Source organism: Janthinobacterium sp. SUN026, assembly GCF_030397625.1.
Classification (GTDB): Bacteria; Pseudomonadota; Gammaproteobacteria; order Burkholderiales; family Burkholderiaceae_D; genus Janthinobacterium; species Janthinobacterium kumbetense.
This window is the reverse complement of sequence record NZ_JAPQNU010000002.1, coordinates 825,441-842,790: the sequence shown is the minus strand read 5'-3', so window position 1 is coordinate 842,790 and position 17,350 is coordinate 825,441. Positions and strand designations below refer to the sequence as shown.

At 62.1% G+C, this 17,350-nt stretch carries 15 protein-coding genes; 1 reads left to right on the top strand and 14 read right to left on the bottom strand.

Annotation, left to right across the window (positions count from 1 at the left end; all coding sequences use genetic code 11):
* Positions 1-51 precede the first annotated feature (51 nt).
* The 14 genes from OX459_RS13310 to OX459_RS13245 all read right to left on the bottom strand — a co-directional run bounded on the left by OX459_RS13310 (position 52) and on the right by OX459_RS13245 (position 16,290).
* Complete coding sequence (locus tag OX459_RS13310) at positions 52-1,152, bottom strand: hypothetical protein (RefSeq protein ID WP_289905386.1); 1,101 nt, start codon at positions 1,150-1,152, stop codon at positions 52-54.
* Between the two features lie 57 nt (positions 1,153-1,209).
* Positions 1,210-2,085 (bottom strand): flagellin, encoded by an 876-nt coding sequence (locus OX459_RS13305; protein ID WP_289905385.1) that lies wholly within the window; start codon positions 2,083-2,085, stop codon positions 1,210-1,212.
* A gap of 181 nt (positions 2,086-2,266) precedes the next feature.
* The gene (locus tag OX459_RS13300; protein ID WP_289905384.1) at positions 2,267-3,142 is read right to left on the bottom strand and encodes a flagellin; all 876 of its coding nucleotides are present in this window, start codon (positions 3,140-3,142) and stop codon (positions 2,267-2,269) included.
* A 243-nt stretch (positions 3,143-3,385) separates the two neighbouring features.
* Positions 3,386-4,258: a flagellin gene (locus tag OX459_RS13295; RefSeq protein WP_289905383.1), complete on the bottom strand. Its 873-nt coding sequence runs from the start codon at positions 4,256-4,258 to the stop codon at positions 3,386-3,388.
* Positions 4,259-4,422: 164 nt separating this feature from the next.
* Entirely contained in the window at positions 4,423-5,439 is a 1,017-nt protein-coding gene (locus OX459_RS13290; RefSeq protein ID WP_289905382.1) for a Rieske 2Fe-2S domain-containing protein, read from the bottom strand.
* Complete coding sequence (locus OX459_RS13285; RefSeq protein ID WP_289905381.1) at positions 5,436-6,068, bottom strand: acetyltransferase; 633 nt, start codon at positions 6,066-6,068, stop codon at positions 5,436-5,438. Before OX459_RS13285 ends, OX459_RS13290 begins: the two co-directional genes overlap by 4 nt.
* 39 nt (positions 6,069-6,107) lie before the next feature.
* Positions 6,108-6,863: an SDR family oxidoreductase gene (locus tag OX459_RS13280; RefSeq protein WP_289905593.1), complete on the bottom strand. Its 756-nt coding sequence runs from the start codon at positions 6,861-6,863 to the stop codon at positions 6,108-6,110.
* 7 nt (positions 6,864-6,870) lie between these two features.
* The gene (locus tag OX459_RS13275; RefSeq protein ID WP_289905380.1) at positions 6,871-7,926 is read right to left on the bottom strand and encodes a ketoacyl-ACP synthase III; all 1,056 of its coding nucleotides are present in this window, start codon (positions 7,924-7,926) and stop codon (positions 6,871-6,873) included.
* A gap of 2 nt (positions 7,927-7,928) precedes the next feature.
* On the bottom strand, positions 7,929-8,147 hold the full coding sequence (locus tag OX459_RS13270; RefSeq protein ID WP_215409569.1) for an acyl carrier protein: 219 nt from the start codon (positions 8,145-8,147) through the stop codon (positions 7,929-7,931).
* Between the two features lie 69 nt (positions 8,148-8,216).
* Entirely contained in the window at positions 8,217-9,233 is a 1,017-nt protein-coding gene (locus tag OX459_RS13265) for a ketoacyl-ACP synthase III (RefSeq protein WP_289905379.1), read from the bottom strand.
* 59 nt (positions 9,234-9,292) lie between these two features.
* Positions 9,293-10,021: an acetyltransferase gene (locus OX459_RS13260; protein ID WP_289905378.1), complete on the bottom strand. Its 729-nt coding sequence runs from the start codon at positions 10,019-10,021 to the stop codon at positions 9,293-9,295.
* A complete protein-coding gene (locus OX459_RS13255) occupies positions 10,021-11,172 on the bottom strand; it encodes a DegT/DnrJ/EryC1/StrS family aminotransferase (RefSeq protein ID WP_289905377.1) in 1,152 nt (383 codons plus the stop codon). The genes OX459_RS13260 and OX459_RS13255 overlap by 1 nt, the downstream gene beginning before the upstream one ends.
* Positions 11,172-14,381 (bottom strand): tetratricopeptide repeat protein, encoded by a 3,210-nt coding sequence (locus OX459_RS13250; RefSeq protein ID WP_289905376.1) that lies wholly within the window; start codon positions 14,379-14,381, stop codon positions 11,172-11,174. Before OX459_RS13250 ends, OX459_RS13255 begins: the two co-directional genes overlap by 1 nt.
* Positions 14,382-14,613: 232 nt before the next feature.
* On the bottom strand, positions 14,614-16,290 hold the full coding sequence (locus OX459_RS13245) for an electron transfer flavoprotein-ubiquinone oxidoreductase (protein WP_174718100.1): 1,677 nt from the start codon (positions 16,288-16,290) through the stop codon (positions 14,614-14,616).
* A 264-nt stretch (positions 16,291-16,554) separates the two neighbouring features.
* On the opposite strand from OX459_RS13245, the gene OX459_RS13240 reads away from it, so the two are divergent.
* Positions 16,555-17,331 (top strand): SDR family oxidoreductase, encoded by a 777-nt coding sequence (locus OX459_RS13240; protein ID WP_034752351.1) that lies wholly within the window; start codon positions 16,555-16,557, stop codon positions 17,329-17,331.
* Positions 17,332-17,350: the final 19 nt, after the last annotated feature.

Genomic DNA, 17,350 nt, shown 5'->3' with positions numbered 1-17,350 from the left:
AAAACGGCGCTGCGGGCGCCGTTTTTTTTATGCTGTATCAATTCTGTTGCGTCAATCCTGCTCGTCAATGGGCGGCAGCAGGTCGTGCTCCTGGCCGTCGGCCAGCAGCAGCACGGTGCGGCCTTGCGCCGTTTCTTCTTCGTCGCCATAGTCGTAACCGAGCGGCGCCGCCACTTCCTTCGAGACGATGATGGTTTCCTCTTCGGCCGCGTCCGCGGGGGCTGCGGGCGCATCGGGATCGGCCGCCGCTTCCGCTTCCGGCTGCGTCAGCAGCAGCGCCACTTCGGCCATGGCGCGGAACAGGGCCAGCGACAGCGAGGCGGCGCCCGCCTGCATCGGGTAATTGCCGTGCACGCGCTGCGCGTGCAGCTGGCGGTTCAGGCGGCAGCGCACCACGCGCAGGCCGGCGCGCCGCACGGCGTCGGCGATCTCGGGCAGGGCCAGGCGCAAATGGCGCAATGCGGCTTCCTCGTCGGCGGCCAGCTCCAGCAGCACGCCGTCGCCGGACGGTTCCATCTGGATCACCACCCGGCCCATGCCGATGATGATCAGTTCCACGCGCAGCGCCACCTTGCCGCGCCGCTTGGGCGTTGCATCGTCTTCCTCGTCGCTGGCCAGCACGCGCAGCAGCAGGCGCTGGCCGCCCCAGCCATACACGGCGAAGCGCCACGCTTCGCTGTCGACCGTCAGTGGGGGGCGGGCGCCTTCGCGCAGCAGGGCCGGTTGCTGCTCGGCCATGAACAGGTTGCCCGGCACGTGCTGGCCGCGCGCCTGTTCCTGCAAGGCCGCATATTGTTCGCCATACGTCTTGACCATCACGCGCCACGAGGCGGCCAGCTGCGCGGCGTCGGGCGGCTGCCAGACCAGCTGGCGCGTGAAGAACAGTTGATTGACTTGCATGGCGCTGCTGTCGCGCGGCATGGCGCCGCCCGTCCCGTCGGCATTCGGCTTGATGAGGGACGCCAGGCTGTCCTGTCCCTGCTGTTGCAGCTGGGCGGGCAGGGTGCCGGCGTCGGGCGCGGGCGCCATGTAGGGTCCGATGGGCACCAGCGGCTGGACCACGCCCGGCACCATCGGCGTGGCGGGGCTGACGTCGAAGCGCTGGGTAATCAGGGGAACCGGGTTGCCCGATGAAATACGGTCTATCGCCATGCCACTGCTTCCTGCTGGTCCATATTAATCAGATCCGCCATCGCGCCCTGCCGGTAACTATTGTAGTAAAGAAAGAATCAGCTTGCTCATGCTCTGGCTTTGCTTGAGCATGGCCGTGCTGGCCTGCAGCAGCATTTGCGCCGACGTCATGTTGGCGCTTTCCGCCGCATAGTCGACATCCATGATACGGCCGATGGCCGCCTTGGTATTGGTGACCATGTTGGACAGGTTATTGTAGATGTGCCCGAGCCGGTTCGCCGTGGCGCCCAGCGCCGAGCGCAGGCTGCCGACCTTGTCGACGGCCGCCGCCAGCAGGTCGATCATGCCGTTGGCGCTGCCGTTGCTGGCAAATTCGCTGCCGGCCGTGGCGCCTGGCGCGAAATTGGCCGAGATCGTCTGCAGCGCCGTATTGAGCGCGCCCATGTCGCCCGCCACGTTGAATTGCATGGTCTCGCTGCCGGTGGCGCCGATCTGGAACGTCATCGATTGCGACAAGGTGCCTTGGCCGGCGCTGCCGTTGCCCAGCAATAAAGTGCCGCCATAGCGGGTGTTCGTCATCACGTTGTACAGCTCGGCGCCCAGCGCATCGTATTCGCCCTGCATGGCGTCGCGGTCCTTCTGGTTGGACGAGGCGTCCGCTGCCTGGGTGGCCAGGTCCTTCATGCGCACCAGCATGGCGGTGACTTCGCCAAATGCGCCTTCGGCCGTTTGCAGCAGGGAAGTACTGTTTTGCGTATTGCGCATGGCCACTGCCATGCCGCTGGTCTGGGCGCTCAGCCTGGTGGCGATCTGCAAGCCGGCCGCGTCATCCATGGCCGAATTGATGCGAAAGCCGGTGGAGAGGCGCGTCATCGACGTCGACAGCATTTGCTGTGCCCAGCCCATGGCCCGCTGGGCTGACAGTGCGGCAGTATTGGTATGAATGCTCAGCACGCGGCGGCTCCAGTGGACGATTGTTCGGTGTTCTACCTTGTATAGGCGACTATGCCGGCAACATCGTTAAACGCGATGGCAATTTAGTTCAACATGCTGGAAACGCAGGGTATGGCAGGCGAAAAAAAAGCCAGACCGGAGTCTGGCTTCGATGGAGTGGCCGCGGGCGGCCAGGTCCATATTATTGCAGCAGGGACATGACCATCGAGGACATGCTGTTGCTTTGTTTCAGCATCGCGGTGCCAGCTTGCAGCAGCATTTGCGACGACGTCATGTTCGAGCTTTCGGTAGCGAAGTCGGTGTCCATGATGCGGCCGGTAGCGGCTTTGGTGTTGGTGGCGATGTTCGACAAGTTGGTGTTGACGTGGTCCAGACGGTTAGCCGTCGCGCCCAGTGCCGAACGCACGGTGCTGACGCTGTCGATGGCGGCGGCAAGCTTGCCGATGGTGGCGTTGGCGGTGCTGGTCAGTTCGCTAGCGCCGGTCGATGCGGCTGCGGCGAAGTTTGTGCTCAGGCCGGTCAAGGCTGCGTTCAGCGAGGTCAGGTTGCTGGAAACGTCGAAGCTCATTTTCTCTGTCGAGCTGGCGCCGATCTGGAACGTCATCGACGCCGACAGGGTGGCGCCCGAGCCGGCGGTGCCATCGCCCAGCAGCTTGGTGCCGCCGAACGTGGTGTTGGTCATGACGTTGTACAGTTCCTGGCCCAGTGCATTGTATTCAGCTTGCATGGCGGTCTTGTCGTTGGCGGTCGACGAGGCATCGGCTGCCTGGGTGGCCAGGTCTTTCATGCGCACCAGCATGTTGGTCACTTCGGCGAATGCACCTTCAGCCGTTTGCAGCAGCGAGGTGCTGTTTTGCGTGTTGTTCATCGCAACGGTCATGCCGCTGGTTTGCGCTTTCAGGCGGGTGGCGATTTGCAGGCCGGCAGCGTCGTCCATGGCCGAGTTGATGCGGAAGCCGGTGGACAGGCGCGTCATCGAAGTCGACAGTTTGGACTGGGTATTCGTGATCGAATTTTGTGCCGACAGGGAGGCAGCGTTGGTGTGAAGGCTCAGCATGGTGTCATTCCTAATTGGGTGGTTGCGGTGAGGAGCGACGATTTATCTGCTCCTATCAGTACAAGACGACCGTGCCGCCACCTTAATTAAATGCTTTAAGGAAATTTCTTAAAATAAATCGTATTTGTTGCTTCGTCGGCCTGTTCGGTTCGTGTTGCTGCATGTCAGCGTCAGCAGCGCGCGAAAAAAAAGCCAGACCGGAGTCTGGCTTCGAGAGGCTGGCCGCAAGCGGCCAGGTCCATATTATTGCAGCAGGGACATGACCATCGAGGACATGCTGTTGCTTTGTTTCAGCATCGCGGTGCCAGCTTGCAGCAGCATTTGCGACGACGTCATGTTCGAGCTTTCGGTGGCGAAGTCGGTGTCCATGATGCGGCCGGTAGCGGCTTTGGTGTTGGTGGCGATGTTCGACAAGTTGGTGTTGACGTGGTCCAGACGGTTAGCCGTCGCGCCCAGTGCCGAACGCACGGTGCTGACGCTGTCGATGGCATCAGCCAGCAGGCCGATGGTGGTGTTGGCGGAAGTCGTCAGTTCCGAGGAAGTCGTCGTTCCTGCCGACGAGAAGTTCGTGCTCAAGCCGACCAGTGCCGTATTCAGCGTGCTCAGATTGGCGGAGACGTCAAAGCTCATTTTTTCCGTCGAGCTGGCGCCGATCTGGAACGTCATCGAACCCGACAGCGTGCCATTGCCGGCTGCACCGTTGCCCAGCAGCTTGGTGCCGCCGAACGTGGTGTTGGTCATGACGTTGTACAGTTCCTGGCCCAGTGCATTGTATTCAGCTTGCATGGCGGTCTTGTCGTTGGCGGTCGACGAGGCATCGGCTGCCTGGGTGGCCAAGTCTTTCATGCGCACCAGCATGTTGGTCACTTCGGCGAATGCACCTTCAGCCGTTTGCAGCAACGAGGTGCTGTTTTGCGTGTTGTTCATCGCAACGGTCATGCCGCTGGTTTGCGCTTTCAGGCGGGTGGCGATTTGCAGGCCGGCAGCGTCGTCCATGGCCGAGTTGATGCGGAAGCCGGTGGACAGGCGCGTCATCGAAGTCGACAGTTTGGACTGGGTGTTGGTGATCGAATTTTGTGCCGACAGGGAGGCAGCGTTGGTGTGAAGGCTCAGCATGGTGTCATTCCTAATTGGGTGGTTGCGGTGAGGAGCGACTTTTAGCTGCTCCTACCAGTACAAGACGACCGCGCCGCCACCTTAATTAAATGCTTTGAGGAAAAATTTTGAATTGTTTTCCGGCCTTGCCACAGCAAGGGGGCATGCCCCCCCTGTACTGCGGCCTAGTGGCCGGCGGCAAGCAGACAAGCGCGGAAGTGGGCAATTTTCTCTTCGTCGCTGGACAGTATGCCAAAGCGGGGGGTGTCGGCTGCATCTTTGGCGATGCGTTTGCAGATGGCATGATCCTCCTCAAATACCTGGCGGTTCATGCGCGCGCTGGAATCGAAAAAGCCTTGCAGCGCGGCCGCACTGGATGCACTGGCGGCGCCATTGAGCAGGCGGCTGGAAAAGTGCGTGCGCCACGGCTGCGCGGACGGGAAGAAGTGTTGCAGCGAATAGGAATACGAATAGGTCGACGAGAGCATGGTAAATGGAAACAGGTACAGGCTCTGATAGCCTTCGTATTGCTGGTCCAGCTGGAACAGGCGCTTGATGGAGCGCAATTTTTTTGCCATGGACGCGTTGCCCAGTTCCGCCTGCCACACGGAAGTCCACGGCGTAAAGTGGTTGCTACCATCGCCGAGTTGCAATTCAGCCAATGATTCCGGGTGGACGAAAGGCACGTGCAGCGGTTCCAGCGCGTTTTCCAGCGCGATGCGCCAGTCGCACTCGTAGGCATAGGCGTTCACGTCGCTGCGGCCCGCGATGTTGAAGGAAATATCGGCCAGCAGCGCGTAGGTGTCGCCCAACTGCTCGTCCAGCGTCATGCGTGGGGCGGGCGCGGCGAACAGGAAGTCGGCGCACCAGTCCAGTTGCAGCGTGTGCAGCTTTGCGTTGTCCAGGTCGGCTTGCGCATAGCGTTCGCGGCACGGAATATGCATGGCGCCGGCCCGGTACGACCAGCCGTGGTAGGGGCAGGCCAGCGGCGCGTTGCCGTGCGTTTCCGTGAAAAAGCGCGTGCCGCGGTGCGGGCACAGATTGTCGAAGGCAAGCAGATTGCCCTGGTCGTTATACACGACCACTTCTTCGCCCAGCCATTCCATCTTCAGATAGTCGCCGCTGGACGGCAGTTCGCTGCGATGGCACAGCAGGTGCCAGAAGCCGTCGCGCAGTTGTTGTGCTTGTTGCAAGGAAGTCATAAGGTCTTGGCCGGTTGGGCATATACGGTGGCGCCATCGGCGACGCGGCGCATCACCACGGCTCCTGCGCCGACGGTGGCGCGCTCGCCGACGGCGACGCGCGGCAGGACGGAGGCGCCCGAACCCACCATCACGGCCGCACCCAGGCGCACGGCGCCCGTGATGTCGACGTGGGAGCTGAGCGTGCAGCCCTTGCCGAGCACGGCGTCATGGCCGATGCTGGAGTAGCTGTTGATGGTGACGAAGTCGCCGACGTCGCTGCCGGCCGATACGAGGGCGAATGGACAGACGACGGCGCCCTGGCCCAGGCGGGCCGTGCGCGCCACGATGGCGCTCGGGTGGACCAGCGTGTGGAAGCGTGCGCCGCGCGCCGCCAGTTCCTCGGCGATGCGCAGCTTGGCTTGCGGCGCGCCGATCGCCAGCAGCAGCGCGTCGCCGGGGGCCGGCTGATAGGCGCTGATGCTGCCGAGCACGGGGTAGGCATAGTCGGCGTCCAGCGCGGGCATGGCCGGCAAGGTGTCGTCCAGCAAGCCGGCGATGCGCTCGCTGGCGGGATCGAGACTGTCTTCCAGCCAGCACAGCAGTTCACGGGCAAAGCGGCCGGCGCCGACGACGATGATGTTTTTCATGCAATTTCCAGTAGGTGATCGGGCGGATGGGGTACCGCTTCAGCGTGCCAGGTAGCCGCCGTCGACGGCCCAGGTGGCGCCGCTGACCCAGCGTCCCGCCGGCGACAGCAGGAAGGCCGCCGTCTGCGCGATATCGTCGCTGCTGCCGAAGCCCAGGGGATGGCGCTGCTGGTAGGCTTGCATCGCTTCGTCGGGCAGGCCGCGCGTCAGGCGCGCATGCATTTCAGTGGCGACGGCGCCGGCGGCAATGCTGTTGACGCGCATCGCGCGCGGCGCCAGTTCCACGGCCAGGGCCCGCACCAGGCCGTCAATAGCGGCTTTGGCCGCCGAATAGACACTCATGCCGGATTGGCCGCTCTGACCTGCCACCGAGGACATGAACAGCAGTGCCGCGCCATCGCGCATCACGCCGCGCAGCGCGGCCGCGCGGCCCAATGCCAGTGCGGTTTTCACGCTGGACTCGAAGACGTCGTCAAACTGTTGTGATTTCGATAGCTTGACGGGACGCAGCAGTTCCACGCCTGCGGCGTGGAAGAGGCCGGAAAAGGGCCGGTCTGCACTGACCCGTTTCATGAAGTCGACGATGTGGTCGCCGCCATCGAGCGTCAGCGTTTCAGCCAGGTGGCCTTCGCCGGGCAGCGCCTGCAAGGTTTGCTCCAGGCGCTGCGCATCGCGGCCCGTGATCAGCAACTGGGCGCCACAGCGCGCCAGCAGCAGTGCCGTATCGCGGCCGATGCCGGACGAGGCGCCGGTGACAAGAATGCGCTGGCCAGCGAGCATGTCGGAAGTAAATATCATGGGATCAGATTTCTATCAGGCGGTTGACGCGCAGCGAGCCGAGATGCAGCATGGCGGCCGACCAGGAATAGCCGACGCCGAAGCCGAACATGGCCACGTTCTTGCCGTGCGCCTGCTCTCCAAGGCTGGTGCAGATCAGCAATGGAATCGAGGCGCTCGAGGTATTGCCGTAGCGGTCCATGTTGATGGGCGCCCGCTCGGGCGGCAGCTTGGTTTTCTTGATGATGTGCTTGAGCATGAAGGTATTGGCCTGGTGGAACAGGAAAGCATCGATCTGTTCCGCGTCGCGTCCGGAAAAATGCAGCAGGTCGGCCACCAGCGGCGGGATGTTCTTCAGCGTGAAATTGAAGATTTCGCCGCCATCCATGTACAGCTTGGCCGCATCGCGCTGCGCCAGGCGCGCATCGTCGCCCAGGTAGGGGCGGCAGGCGCTGGCGGCCATCATCAGGTGGCGCTCGCCGCTGCCGTCGCTGCCCAGGATGAAGTAGCTGGCCGCTGCCGCGGGGTCGAATTCCAGCGCGCTGGCCGTGCCCGCGTCGCCAAACAGCAGTGCCGTGGCGCGGTCGCTGTCGTCGACCGTCTTGCTGATGGTGTCGCCTACCAGCAACAGCACGCGCCCGATGGCCTGGCCATCGAGCATTTTCGACGCCAGCCACAGGCCGTAGGCGTAGGCGGAGCAACCCAGGTTGACGTCGAACGCCACGCAAGCCTTGTGCAGGCCCAAGCGGCCGTGTAGCGCGCATGCCGTGGCCGGCAGCACATAGTCGGGTGTCTGCGAGATGAAAATCAGCGCATCGACACTGTCGCGTTCCCAGCCCAAGTCTGCCAGCAGGGCTTCCGCCGCCGCCTGGCACAGGTCGGCCGTGGTTTGTCCTTCCGGCGCGCGTCGGCGCGACTGCACGCCGATCATCTTGCTCACGTCGGCCACGCCGGCGGCGCCAAAGCGCTCTTCGAACGCGGCATTATGAATTTCCGTGCGCGGCAAGGCGCAGACGACGCCGCGCAGGGCCAGGTGTGCGGAGGTAAACGGCAAGCCCGAAGCGAGGCGCAGGCTGGACATGTTCAGGCCTTGACGGTGATCAATGCCAGTACGTCGGCCAGGGTGACGCACTGCGCCAGAGCCTGGCCATCGAGCATCTGGTCGAACAGGTCATCGACCAGCGCGATGGTGGAAATGATGGCCAGCGAATCCCAGGCGTAGTCGCCCAGGTTCAGCTGCGGACCGATCTTGTCGGCGTCGATTTCCAGGATGTCGGCCATGCCGTTGAAAAATTCTTGCATAATCATTTCTTTCGGAATAAGTAACTGGTCAGTGAGCAGGGGGGGGCAGCCATGGATGGCCTGGCAGCGCTATAGCTGCGCCAAGGTGCCGGCCCACGAATAGCCGACGCCAAAGCCCAGCAGCAGGGCGGTGTCGCCAGGACGGATGCGGCCCGACTGGCGCGCCCGCGCGATGGCAATCGGTATGGTCGAGGAGACGGTGTTGCCGACGGTATCGATTTCAATCACGAATTTGGCTTCTGGGATACGGATCTTGCGGCGCAAGGCGTCGAGCATGAATTTATTTGCCTGATGGAAGATCACGTGGTCGATATCGTCCAGCGTCTTTCCTGCGGCATCGAGCAACTCCTGCATTGTACGCGGCACCGCGCCCAGTGTGAACTGGACGATCTCGGCGCCGTCCATGAACAGGTCATCCTGGCTGCGCCAGTTGCCCGAGGCATCTTCGCTTTCCACCGCCGTGGCCGCGCTGCGCGGCAGGCGCATGGCGCCGGCCGGGACGATCAGATTCTTCGCGCCGCTGCCGTCCGTGCCCAGCACGAAAGGCCCCAATCCCTGCTGCGCTGCGCCGCCGGACACCAGGCTGGCCGCCGCCGCATCGCCAAATAGCGTGCGCACGCTGCGGTCGCGCGGATTGATGAACTTGGAATACGTATCGGCCGTCAGGATCAGCACCTGCTTGCGGATGCCGGCTTCGATCAGGCCCTTGGCCATCGCCAGCGCATACACGTAGCCAGAGCAGCCGAGGTTGATGTCCAGCGCGCCGCACGAGGTGGGCAGGCGAAGGCGCTGCTGCAGGACGCAGGCGCTGCTGGGCAGCAAATGGTCGGGCGCCTGCGTGCACAGGATCAGGAAGTCGATGCCGTCGCGCTCGATGGCATGTTCGCTGAACAGCTTTTCTGCTGCATGGAAGGCCAGGTCGCTGGCCGTTTCATCGGCCGCGGCGATATGTCGCTCGGCGATGCCGGTCTTGTCGAAAATCTTTTGCGCCGACCATTCACCCAATTCCTGCGCCAGGGCGTCGTTGGTCAAGGTGGCCGGCGGCAGGTGATAGGCGATGGCAGTAAGTTGGGCGTGGTTCTGCATGCGGGGCCGTTGGGTCAGGTGTCGGTGGCGTCAGGATGGAAGGGCGAAGCTGGCTATCTTCAGGCGGATGCCTGGCCGTGCGCTTGTTCCCATTGCTGGCGGCTGTTTTTCAGGATGTCGATGATCAGCAGGGCCTTTGCCTCGTCCGTGCACATATCCTCCAGGAACATGGCATTGTTGTCGCGTATCCAGGTCAGTGGCATTTCCCACCAGGCAAGTTCCAGCAGCGCGGCGCGCACTTTTTCCGTGAAGCGGTAGCGTATCAGGCGCGCCGGGGAGCCGGCATAAATTCCATAGGGTTCCGAGCGGAAATTCGGTGGCAACAGCGAACGGGCGCCGATGACGCAGCCGTTTTCGATCACGCTGCCGCCCAGCACCATCACTTCGTCGCCGATCCAGACATCGTTCTTGATCACCGTGTCGGCATACTGTGGCTGTGGCGCATTTTTCAAGCCGCCGCCGAGGATCGACAGCATGTATGTCGAGATCGTGCGCATCTCGTGCTGGCCATTGAGCAGGAAGCGCAGGCGCGAACCACCGGCCACGTACCGTCCCACGCACAGGCTTTGCCGCCCGCTGTCGTATTTCACCAGCGAACCGACGCCAAAACCGGAGCCGCGTCCGATGTAGAAGTGCCCGCTTGTCGGTTCCTGGTCCAGCCAGTCGCGGAAAAATTGGTGGGGCAAGGTGCTGATCGCGCCATCGTCGTAGCCCAGTACCGTGAATTGGGCCGACCACGGATGGTTTTCCGTCACACCGGAAAAATTGGTTTCGGTGGAAATGTTCATCAGGCGATGTTCCGTATCAGTTCTGGTTTCCGTGCGGGGGCGGCGATCATGGCAATAATTGCATCCACGCTTGCCATCTCCAGGTCCGGATAGATCGGCAGGCAGATCACTTGCGATGCTGCCAGTCGCGCCACTGGCAGGTTGCCATGCGCTGCAGACGGCATCCCGCGGTACATCGGAAAGTCGCTGATCAGCGGGTAAAAGTAGCGGCGCGCGTAGATTTCCTGGTCGCGCAGCAGCTGGAACAGGGCATCGCGCGACAGCGGGTAATCGGGGCCGACCAGGATCGGGAAATAGGCGTGGTTGGCCGCCTCGCCTGCGCCTTGCTCCAGGCAGGTGATGCCATCGATGCCGGCCAGCTGCTGGCGATAATGCGCATCGATGGCCTTGCGCTTCTGGCGCGCGCCGTCGATGCCCTTGAGCTGCAGCAAGCCGAAGGCGGCATTGATCTCGCTCATCTTGCCATTGATGCCGGCGGCCACGACCGTGACTTCATCGACGAAGCCGAAGTTTTTCAGGTGGTCGATGCGCTGCTTGGTCTTGGCGTCAGGGCAGACGATGGCGCCGCCTTCGAAGGTGTTGAAGATCTTGGTGGCATGAAAGCTGATGACGGACAGGTCGCCGTGATTGAGCACGCTGCCGCCCCGGTGGCGCACGCCGAACGCATGCGCCGCATCGTAGATCACCTTCAGGTTGTAGTTGTCGGCGATTTTCTCGATGGCTTCGATATCGCATGGCCGGCCATAGCAATGCACGGGCATGATGGCGGTGGTCTGTGGCGTGATGGCCGCCTCGATTTTGCCCGGATCGAGGTTCAGGCTGTGCGGCTCGATGTCGGCAAACACGGGCTTGATGTTATTCCACAGCAGCGAATGAGCGGTGGCGACAAACGAATACGGCGTCGTGATGACTTCACCGTTGATGCGCAGCGCCTGTAAGGCCGTCATCAATGCCAGCGTGCCATTGGCGAACAGGCAGATATGCTTGACGCCCAGGTAGTCGCACAGCGCTTTTTCCAGCTGCTGATGGAAGGGGCCGCCATTGGTCAGGATCTTGTTGTCCCAGATCGTCTGCAGATACGGCAGGAAGTCTTCCAGCGGTGGCAGCAGGGGCTGGGTCACATAGATCGGCTTGTTTTGTTGATCGCTCATCATAATCCGATCGGCGGGTTGGGCACGGCCACGGGGGCTTCGAACGACACTGGTGGCAAACCATCGCACCAGCGTTGCCAGGCGATGCGCATGGCGTTCTCGAATCCTTCAGCGATCAGTTTCGGCTTGCCCATGGTCGAACGTTCCAGGCGGTGCCGCACGCTGAGGCGGTGCGCGCCCAGCAGCATGGGATTGGCCGCGATGGCCACGCCCTTGCGCACGAAATCGTCGTCATCGGTGGCGATGAACTCTTCCAGCTCGACCTGGCGCAGGATGGACGTGCCGGCGCAGCTGGGCAACGTCGGCCCTGCCACGGTGAGCGTCGGCACGCCCATCCACAGCGCGTGGAAGGTGGTCGTGCCGCCGCCATACGGGAAGGTGTCGAGGCACAGGTCGACGCGGTGGTGCATGGCCATGAATTGGGTCATGCCCGTGCGCCCTTCGAAGGTGAGCCGCTCCGGCGCAATGCCCTCTTCGTCGAACCAGTCCCTCAGCTGCGCCGGCGCCGCCGACGTGGGCATGGCGGCGAGCAGCATGCGGGAATCGGGCAGTGCGCGCAGCAGCCTGGACCAGCGCGCGATCACCTGCCGGTTGATTTTACTCAAACGATTGAAGCTGCCGAAGGTGATGTATCCATTGCTCAGTGCGGGCGCGGGCTCGATGCCGGGCGCATATTGCGATGGCAGGAACGGTGCGCAGGCAGGCAGCAGCAGCAGTTTTTCAGTGAACTGGCTGTCGAATTTGCCGGGCGGCGAAAAGAATGGATCGCTCAGATAGTAATCCATCGCTTCCAGGCCCGTGGTAAGCGGATAGCCGATCCAGCTCGCCTGGAGCGGCGCTGGCTTGGCGGCAAACATCAGCAGGCGGTTCTTGCCCGTGTGGCCGGACAGGTCGATCAGGATGTCGATGCGATCGTCGCGGATCAGTTGCGCCAGGTCCGGGTCGGACAGGTGCTCCACCTGGCGCCAGTGGGGAATGAGTTCGCGCAGGCGTTGCGTAACGTCGTCGTTTTGCGCATTGTTATGGTAGGCATGCAGCGACAGCTTGACGCCATCAACGAGGTTTTCCAGTATGGGAATGAGGAAGTGCGGTATCGGATGGTTATGCAGGTCGCCCGAGACAAAGCCGACTTTCAGCGTGCGTAGCGGATCGCGGGTATTCTCATGCCCGCGGCACGTCTGGGCGATGTGCTTTTCAAACGTGTCGCTGAAGCGCCGGTGTTCGGCAAACAGCGTCTCGGCACCGATGTCGGCGCTATGCGACAGCAGGAACAGGTAGTTGCTGAACAGGGTTTCCCATAGCGGGCAGAGCGCCAGACCCTTGCGGCAGACCGCAAGGGCTTCGTCTATGCGACCGATATTGCTCAAGGTGGCACTGATATTGACGTAGGCGTCGCGATAGTCGGGCTGGAGCTCCAGCGCCCGTTCATAGCATTCCAGCGCATTCAGCCTATCGTTCATGAGCACATAGCAATTGCCCAATGCAAAGTGACCGCGTGCGAATTGCGGGTCGATGTCGAGGGCTGCCAGGTATGACTGCCTGGCTTGCTCCAGTTGCTGCTGAGCCTGGTGCACCGAGCCCCGGTTGCACAGCGCCGACGTGTTTTCCGGGTCTAGCTCGAGCGCCCGCGCATAGGCCGCACTGGCTTCGTCGTAGCGCCTCAGCTCCTGCAGCGCGACGCCGACATGGTTATGCGCTTCGCTATTGTCGGGATCCAGTTCCAGCACGCGGCTGTAGGCGGCAACGGCTGCATCAAAACGCTTGATGGTGCTGTAGTAGTCCGCCAGTTGCCTGTGTGTCTCGGTGCTGTCGGGCGCCAACTCGATGGCTTGTTGGAAATACTTCAGCGCATTATCCTTGTCCTCGGCAGCGCCATGGACGATGGCAAGCTGGATGCAGGCTTGTGCATCGCCGGGCTGCAGTTGCAGTACGCAAGCACAGTGCTCGAGTGCCGCCGCATAATTTTTTTGTTTGCATTGAAGCAACCCCAGATTGCTCAGCGCCTGGGTGAAATCACCATCGAACGCGATCGCCTGTTCATACGCGGCGATGGCTTCCTCCGCCTGGTCCAGCGACTGCAGGGCGCGTCCCAGGTTGTTGTGTAGCTTGGCGTCGCCGGCATGCAATGCGATGGCGCGCCGGTAGCTGGCCACGGCGCCCGCATAGTCTTCGGCCCCGTGCAGCGCCGCGGCCAGGTTGGCATGCGCCGCCGTGGTGTGCGGTGCCAGTTGCAGCACGGCGCGGTAGCTGACGATCGCTGCTTGCCATTGCTGCAGCTCTTGCTGGGCGTTGCCCAGGTTCAGATAGATGTCCGCGTCGCCCGGCAGCAAGGCCAGCGCGCGCTGATAGCAGCCGACGGCTTCGGCGCCGCGCTGCATCGCTTGCAAAGTATTGCCGAGATTGAAATGACCCTTGGCGTAATCGGGACGCAGCGCCAGCGCTTGCCGGTATGCCTGTTCGGCCTGCTCCAGCTTGCCTTGCGCCTGCAGCGCCGCTGCCAGGTTGCCATGCGCCTCGACAAAGTCCGGATTCAGTTCCAGCGCCCGCGTATAGCTGTCAATCGCCTGGTCGTACATGCCCCGTTCCTGCCACGCGGTGCCCAGGTTGCCATGCGCTTCGGCATCGTTGGGCGCCAGTTGCGCGGTTTTGTGCAGGGCTTCGAAGGCATCCTTGCCCTGTAATTGCAGGGCGGTGCCCAGCACGCTCCAGGCAAAGTCCGATTCCGGGTAGCGCTGCGTCAGGGCGTGGCTGGCCACTTCCAGTTCGGCATGGCGGCCGGCTTGATACAGCTCAATGACGTGTTGCGTTTCCTGCGCCGTCGGCGTGCTTGCGATAGCCGTTTCGATGCGGCTGCGCAAGCCCTGCGATTGTTCGTTGTCGAGGCCGCGCGCGATGGCCGCCGTGACGATCTCCAGCGCCTGTTCGCGTTCGCCGGCCTTGAGCAAGCCATCCGCATACGACAGCCAGAATTGGCCTTCATCGGGGTTGACGGACAGCGCCTTGTGCAGATACGGCAAGCCGGCCTGGTATTGCCCGACCTGTCCCGCCAGCAAGCCCATATTGTGGTTGGCAATGGCGTGATACGGCTGCGCCTGCAAAATCGCCAGATAAAGTTCCTCCGCCTCGGCATAACGGCCAGCCTGGTGTTCGGTGATTGCCTGCTGTAATTCGGCGTCGAGGGGCACTGCGGGAATGGCGTTTGCGTTCATGGGCTGGCGGCAGTTGAAATATTTAGCAAAGGGAATTGTAACTGGTGGAAGTGCTTCTGAGAAACTTTCCAGGTGGAATTTATCCAGGAATGCTGTCGCAATGCAAACTTGCTGTTGCTGGCTGGTCAAAGCATGGGAGAATATGATGTTTTTAATAAAAAAACAGCGCGCTACCATGGGGTAGGGCGCTGTCTTCCTGCCAGCTGGCGACGTGGTCGCCATGCCCGGGGCATTACATATTCGGATAGTTCGGCCCGCCGCCGCCTTCCGGTGTCACCCACACGATGTTTTGCGTCGGATCCTTGATGTCGCAGGTTTTACAGTGCACGCAGTTCTGCGCATTGATCTGCAGGCGTTCGGCGCCGTCGTCGTTCTTCACGAACTCGTACACGCCGGCGGGACAGTAACGCGCTTCCGGACCCGCATACGTGGCCAGGTTGACGTCGACGGGCACGCTGGCGTTCTTCAGCGTCAGGTGGATCGGCTGGTCTTCCGCGTGGTTCGTGTTCGAAATGAACACGGACGACATCTTGTCGAAGGTCAACTTGCCATCGGGTTTCGGATACACGATCTTCTTCGACTGGGCGGCCGGTTTCAGGCATTCATGGTCGCCATGCGAGTGGTGCAGGGTCCACGGCGCCTTGCCGCGGAAGATCAGCTGGTCGATGCCCGTCATCAGGCTGCCCAGGTACAGGCCTTTCGACAGCCATGGCTTGACGTTGCGCGCCACGTGCAGCTCTTCATGCAGCCAGGATTGTTCGAAGGCGACAGGGTAGCTCGTCAGTTCGTCGTGCTGGCGCTGTTCGCCCAGCGCGCCGAAGGCTGCGTCCGCCGCCAGCATGCCGCTCTTGATGGCCGCGTGGCTGCCCTTGATGCGGCTCATGTTCAGGAAGCCCGCATCGCAGCCGATCAGCGCGCCGCCGGCGAACACCAGTTTCGGCAACGATTGCAGGCCGCCGGCCGCGATGGCGCGCGCGCCGTACGAGATGCGCTTGCCGCCTTCGAAGAACTTGCGGATTTCCGGATGCGTCTTATAGCGCTGGAATTCCTCGTACGGCGACAGGTACGGGTTTTCATAGTTCAAGCCGACCACATACCCCACCATGACCTGGTTGTTTTCCAGGTGGTACAGGAAGGAGCCGCCGTAGGTTTTCGTGTCCAGCGGCCAGCCGCTCGAGTGGATCACCAGGCCCGGCTTGTGCTGGGCAGGGTCGATTTCCCACAATTCCTTGATGCCGATGCCGTAGGACTGCGGGTCCTTGCCGGCATTCAAGTCATACTTGGCCATCAATTGCTTGCCCAGGTGGCCGCGCGCGCCTTCGGCGAACAGGGTGTACTTGGCGTGCAATTCCATGCCCAGCTGGAAGTCGGGGCCCGGTTCGCCGTCGCGCTTGACGCCCATGTTGCCGGTCGCCACGCCTTTGACGGAACCGTCGTCGTTGTAGAGGATTTCCGCGGCAGGGAAGCCGGGGAAGATTTCCACGCCCAGGTTTTCCGCCTGCTGGCCCATCCAGCGCACCACATTGCCCAGCGAGACGATGTAGTTGCCGTGGTTTTCAAAGCAGGCCGGCACGGCGAAGCCCGGCGTTTTATACGCTTTCGTTTCGGTCAGGAACAGGATGCGGTCTTCCGTCACTTCCGTGTTCAGGGGCGCGCCCAGTTCTTTCCAGTTCGGAATCAGTTCGGTCAGCGCCTTCGGGTCCATGATGGCGCCCGACAGGATATGCGCGCCCAGTTCGCCGCCTTTTTCCAGCACGCAGACGGACACTTCCTGGCTCTTTTCAGCGGCCAGCTGCTTCAGGCGGATCGCCGCGGCCAAGCCTGCGGGGCCACCGCCGACGATCACCACGTCATATTCCATGGTTTCGCGCGGTCCGTACTGTTCAACTAAGTTATTAGGCTGTGTCATGGTCTCGATTTATAGTCACTCAATTAGGTAGCAAGGATAGGGAATAAAGCATCATCGGGGAAATTTAAGCACGAGTGTGCTTGTTTTTGACGAGGATTGCAACTTTGGCGCCATTTTGCGTGACATTGCCCCTCGCCGCAATCTAAATCCGGCCATTTTGTGTAATGATGGCGTTTACCTTTGCTCAAGTGCGACGCAGGGTATTTTGCCCCTGCGCCATCGGCACGGCGTAAAGTGTTATCTAAAATAAAACAGGAGTAGCTCGTGGGCATAGAAGTCAATTTCGAGGGCAAGATTGCCCTGATTACCGGCGCATCGAGCGGCCTCGGCGCGCGCTTTGCGAAAGTGCTGGCCCAGGCGGGCGCGCAGGTCGTGCTGGCGTCGCGCCGCACCGAACGCCTGAAGGAATTGCGCGCCGAAATCGAAGCCGATGGCGGCGCCGCGCACGTGGTGTCGCTCGACGTGACCGACTTCGCCAGCATCAAGTCGGCCATCGCGCACGCGGAAACGGAAGCGGGCCCCATCGATATCCTCGTCAACAATTCCGGTGTGTCCACCACGCAACGCCTGGTCGACGTCACGCCCGAGGATTACTCGTTCGTGATGGATACCAACCTGCGCGGATCGTTCTTCGTGGCCCAGCAAACGGCCAAGCGCATGATCGCGCGCGCCAAGGGCGACCCGAAGAAGCAGCACCGCATCATCAATATCGCCTCGATGGCGGGCTTGCAGGTGCTGCCGCAGATCGGCGTGTACTGCATGAGCAAGGCGGGCATGGTGCACATGACGCGCGCCATGGCCGTGGAGTGGGGCAAGTACGGCATCAACACGAACGCCATCTGCCCCGGCTACATTTCCACGGAAATCAACGAAGATTACTTTGCCACCGAACAGGGCAAAAAATTGATCGAAATGCTGCCGAATAAACGTCCGGGCAAGCCGGAAGACCTCGACGGCCTGCTGCTGTTGCTGGCGGGCGAGGATTCGCATTTCATCAATGGCGCCATCATTTCCGCCGATGGCGGCATGAGCACGTTCTGATCGTGCGATGGGCGGCGTC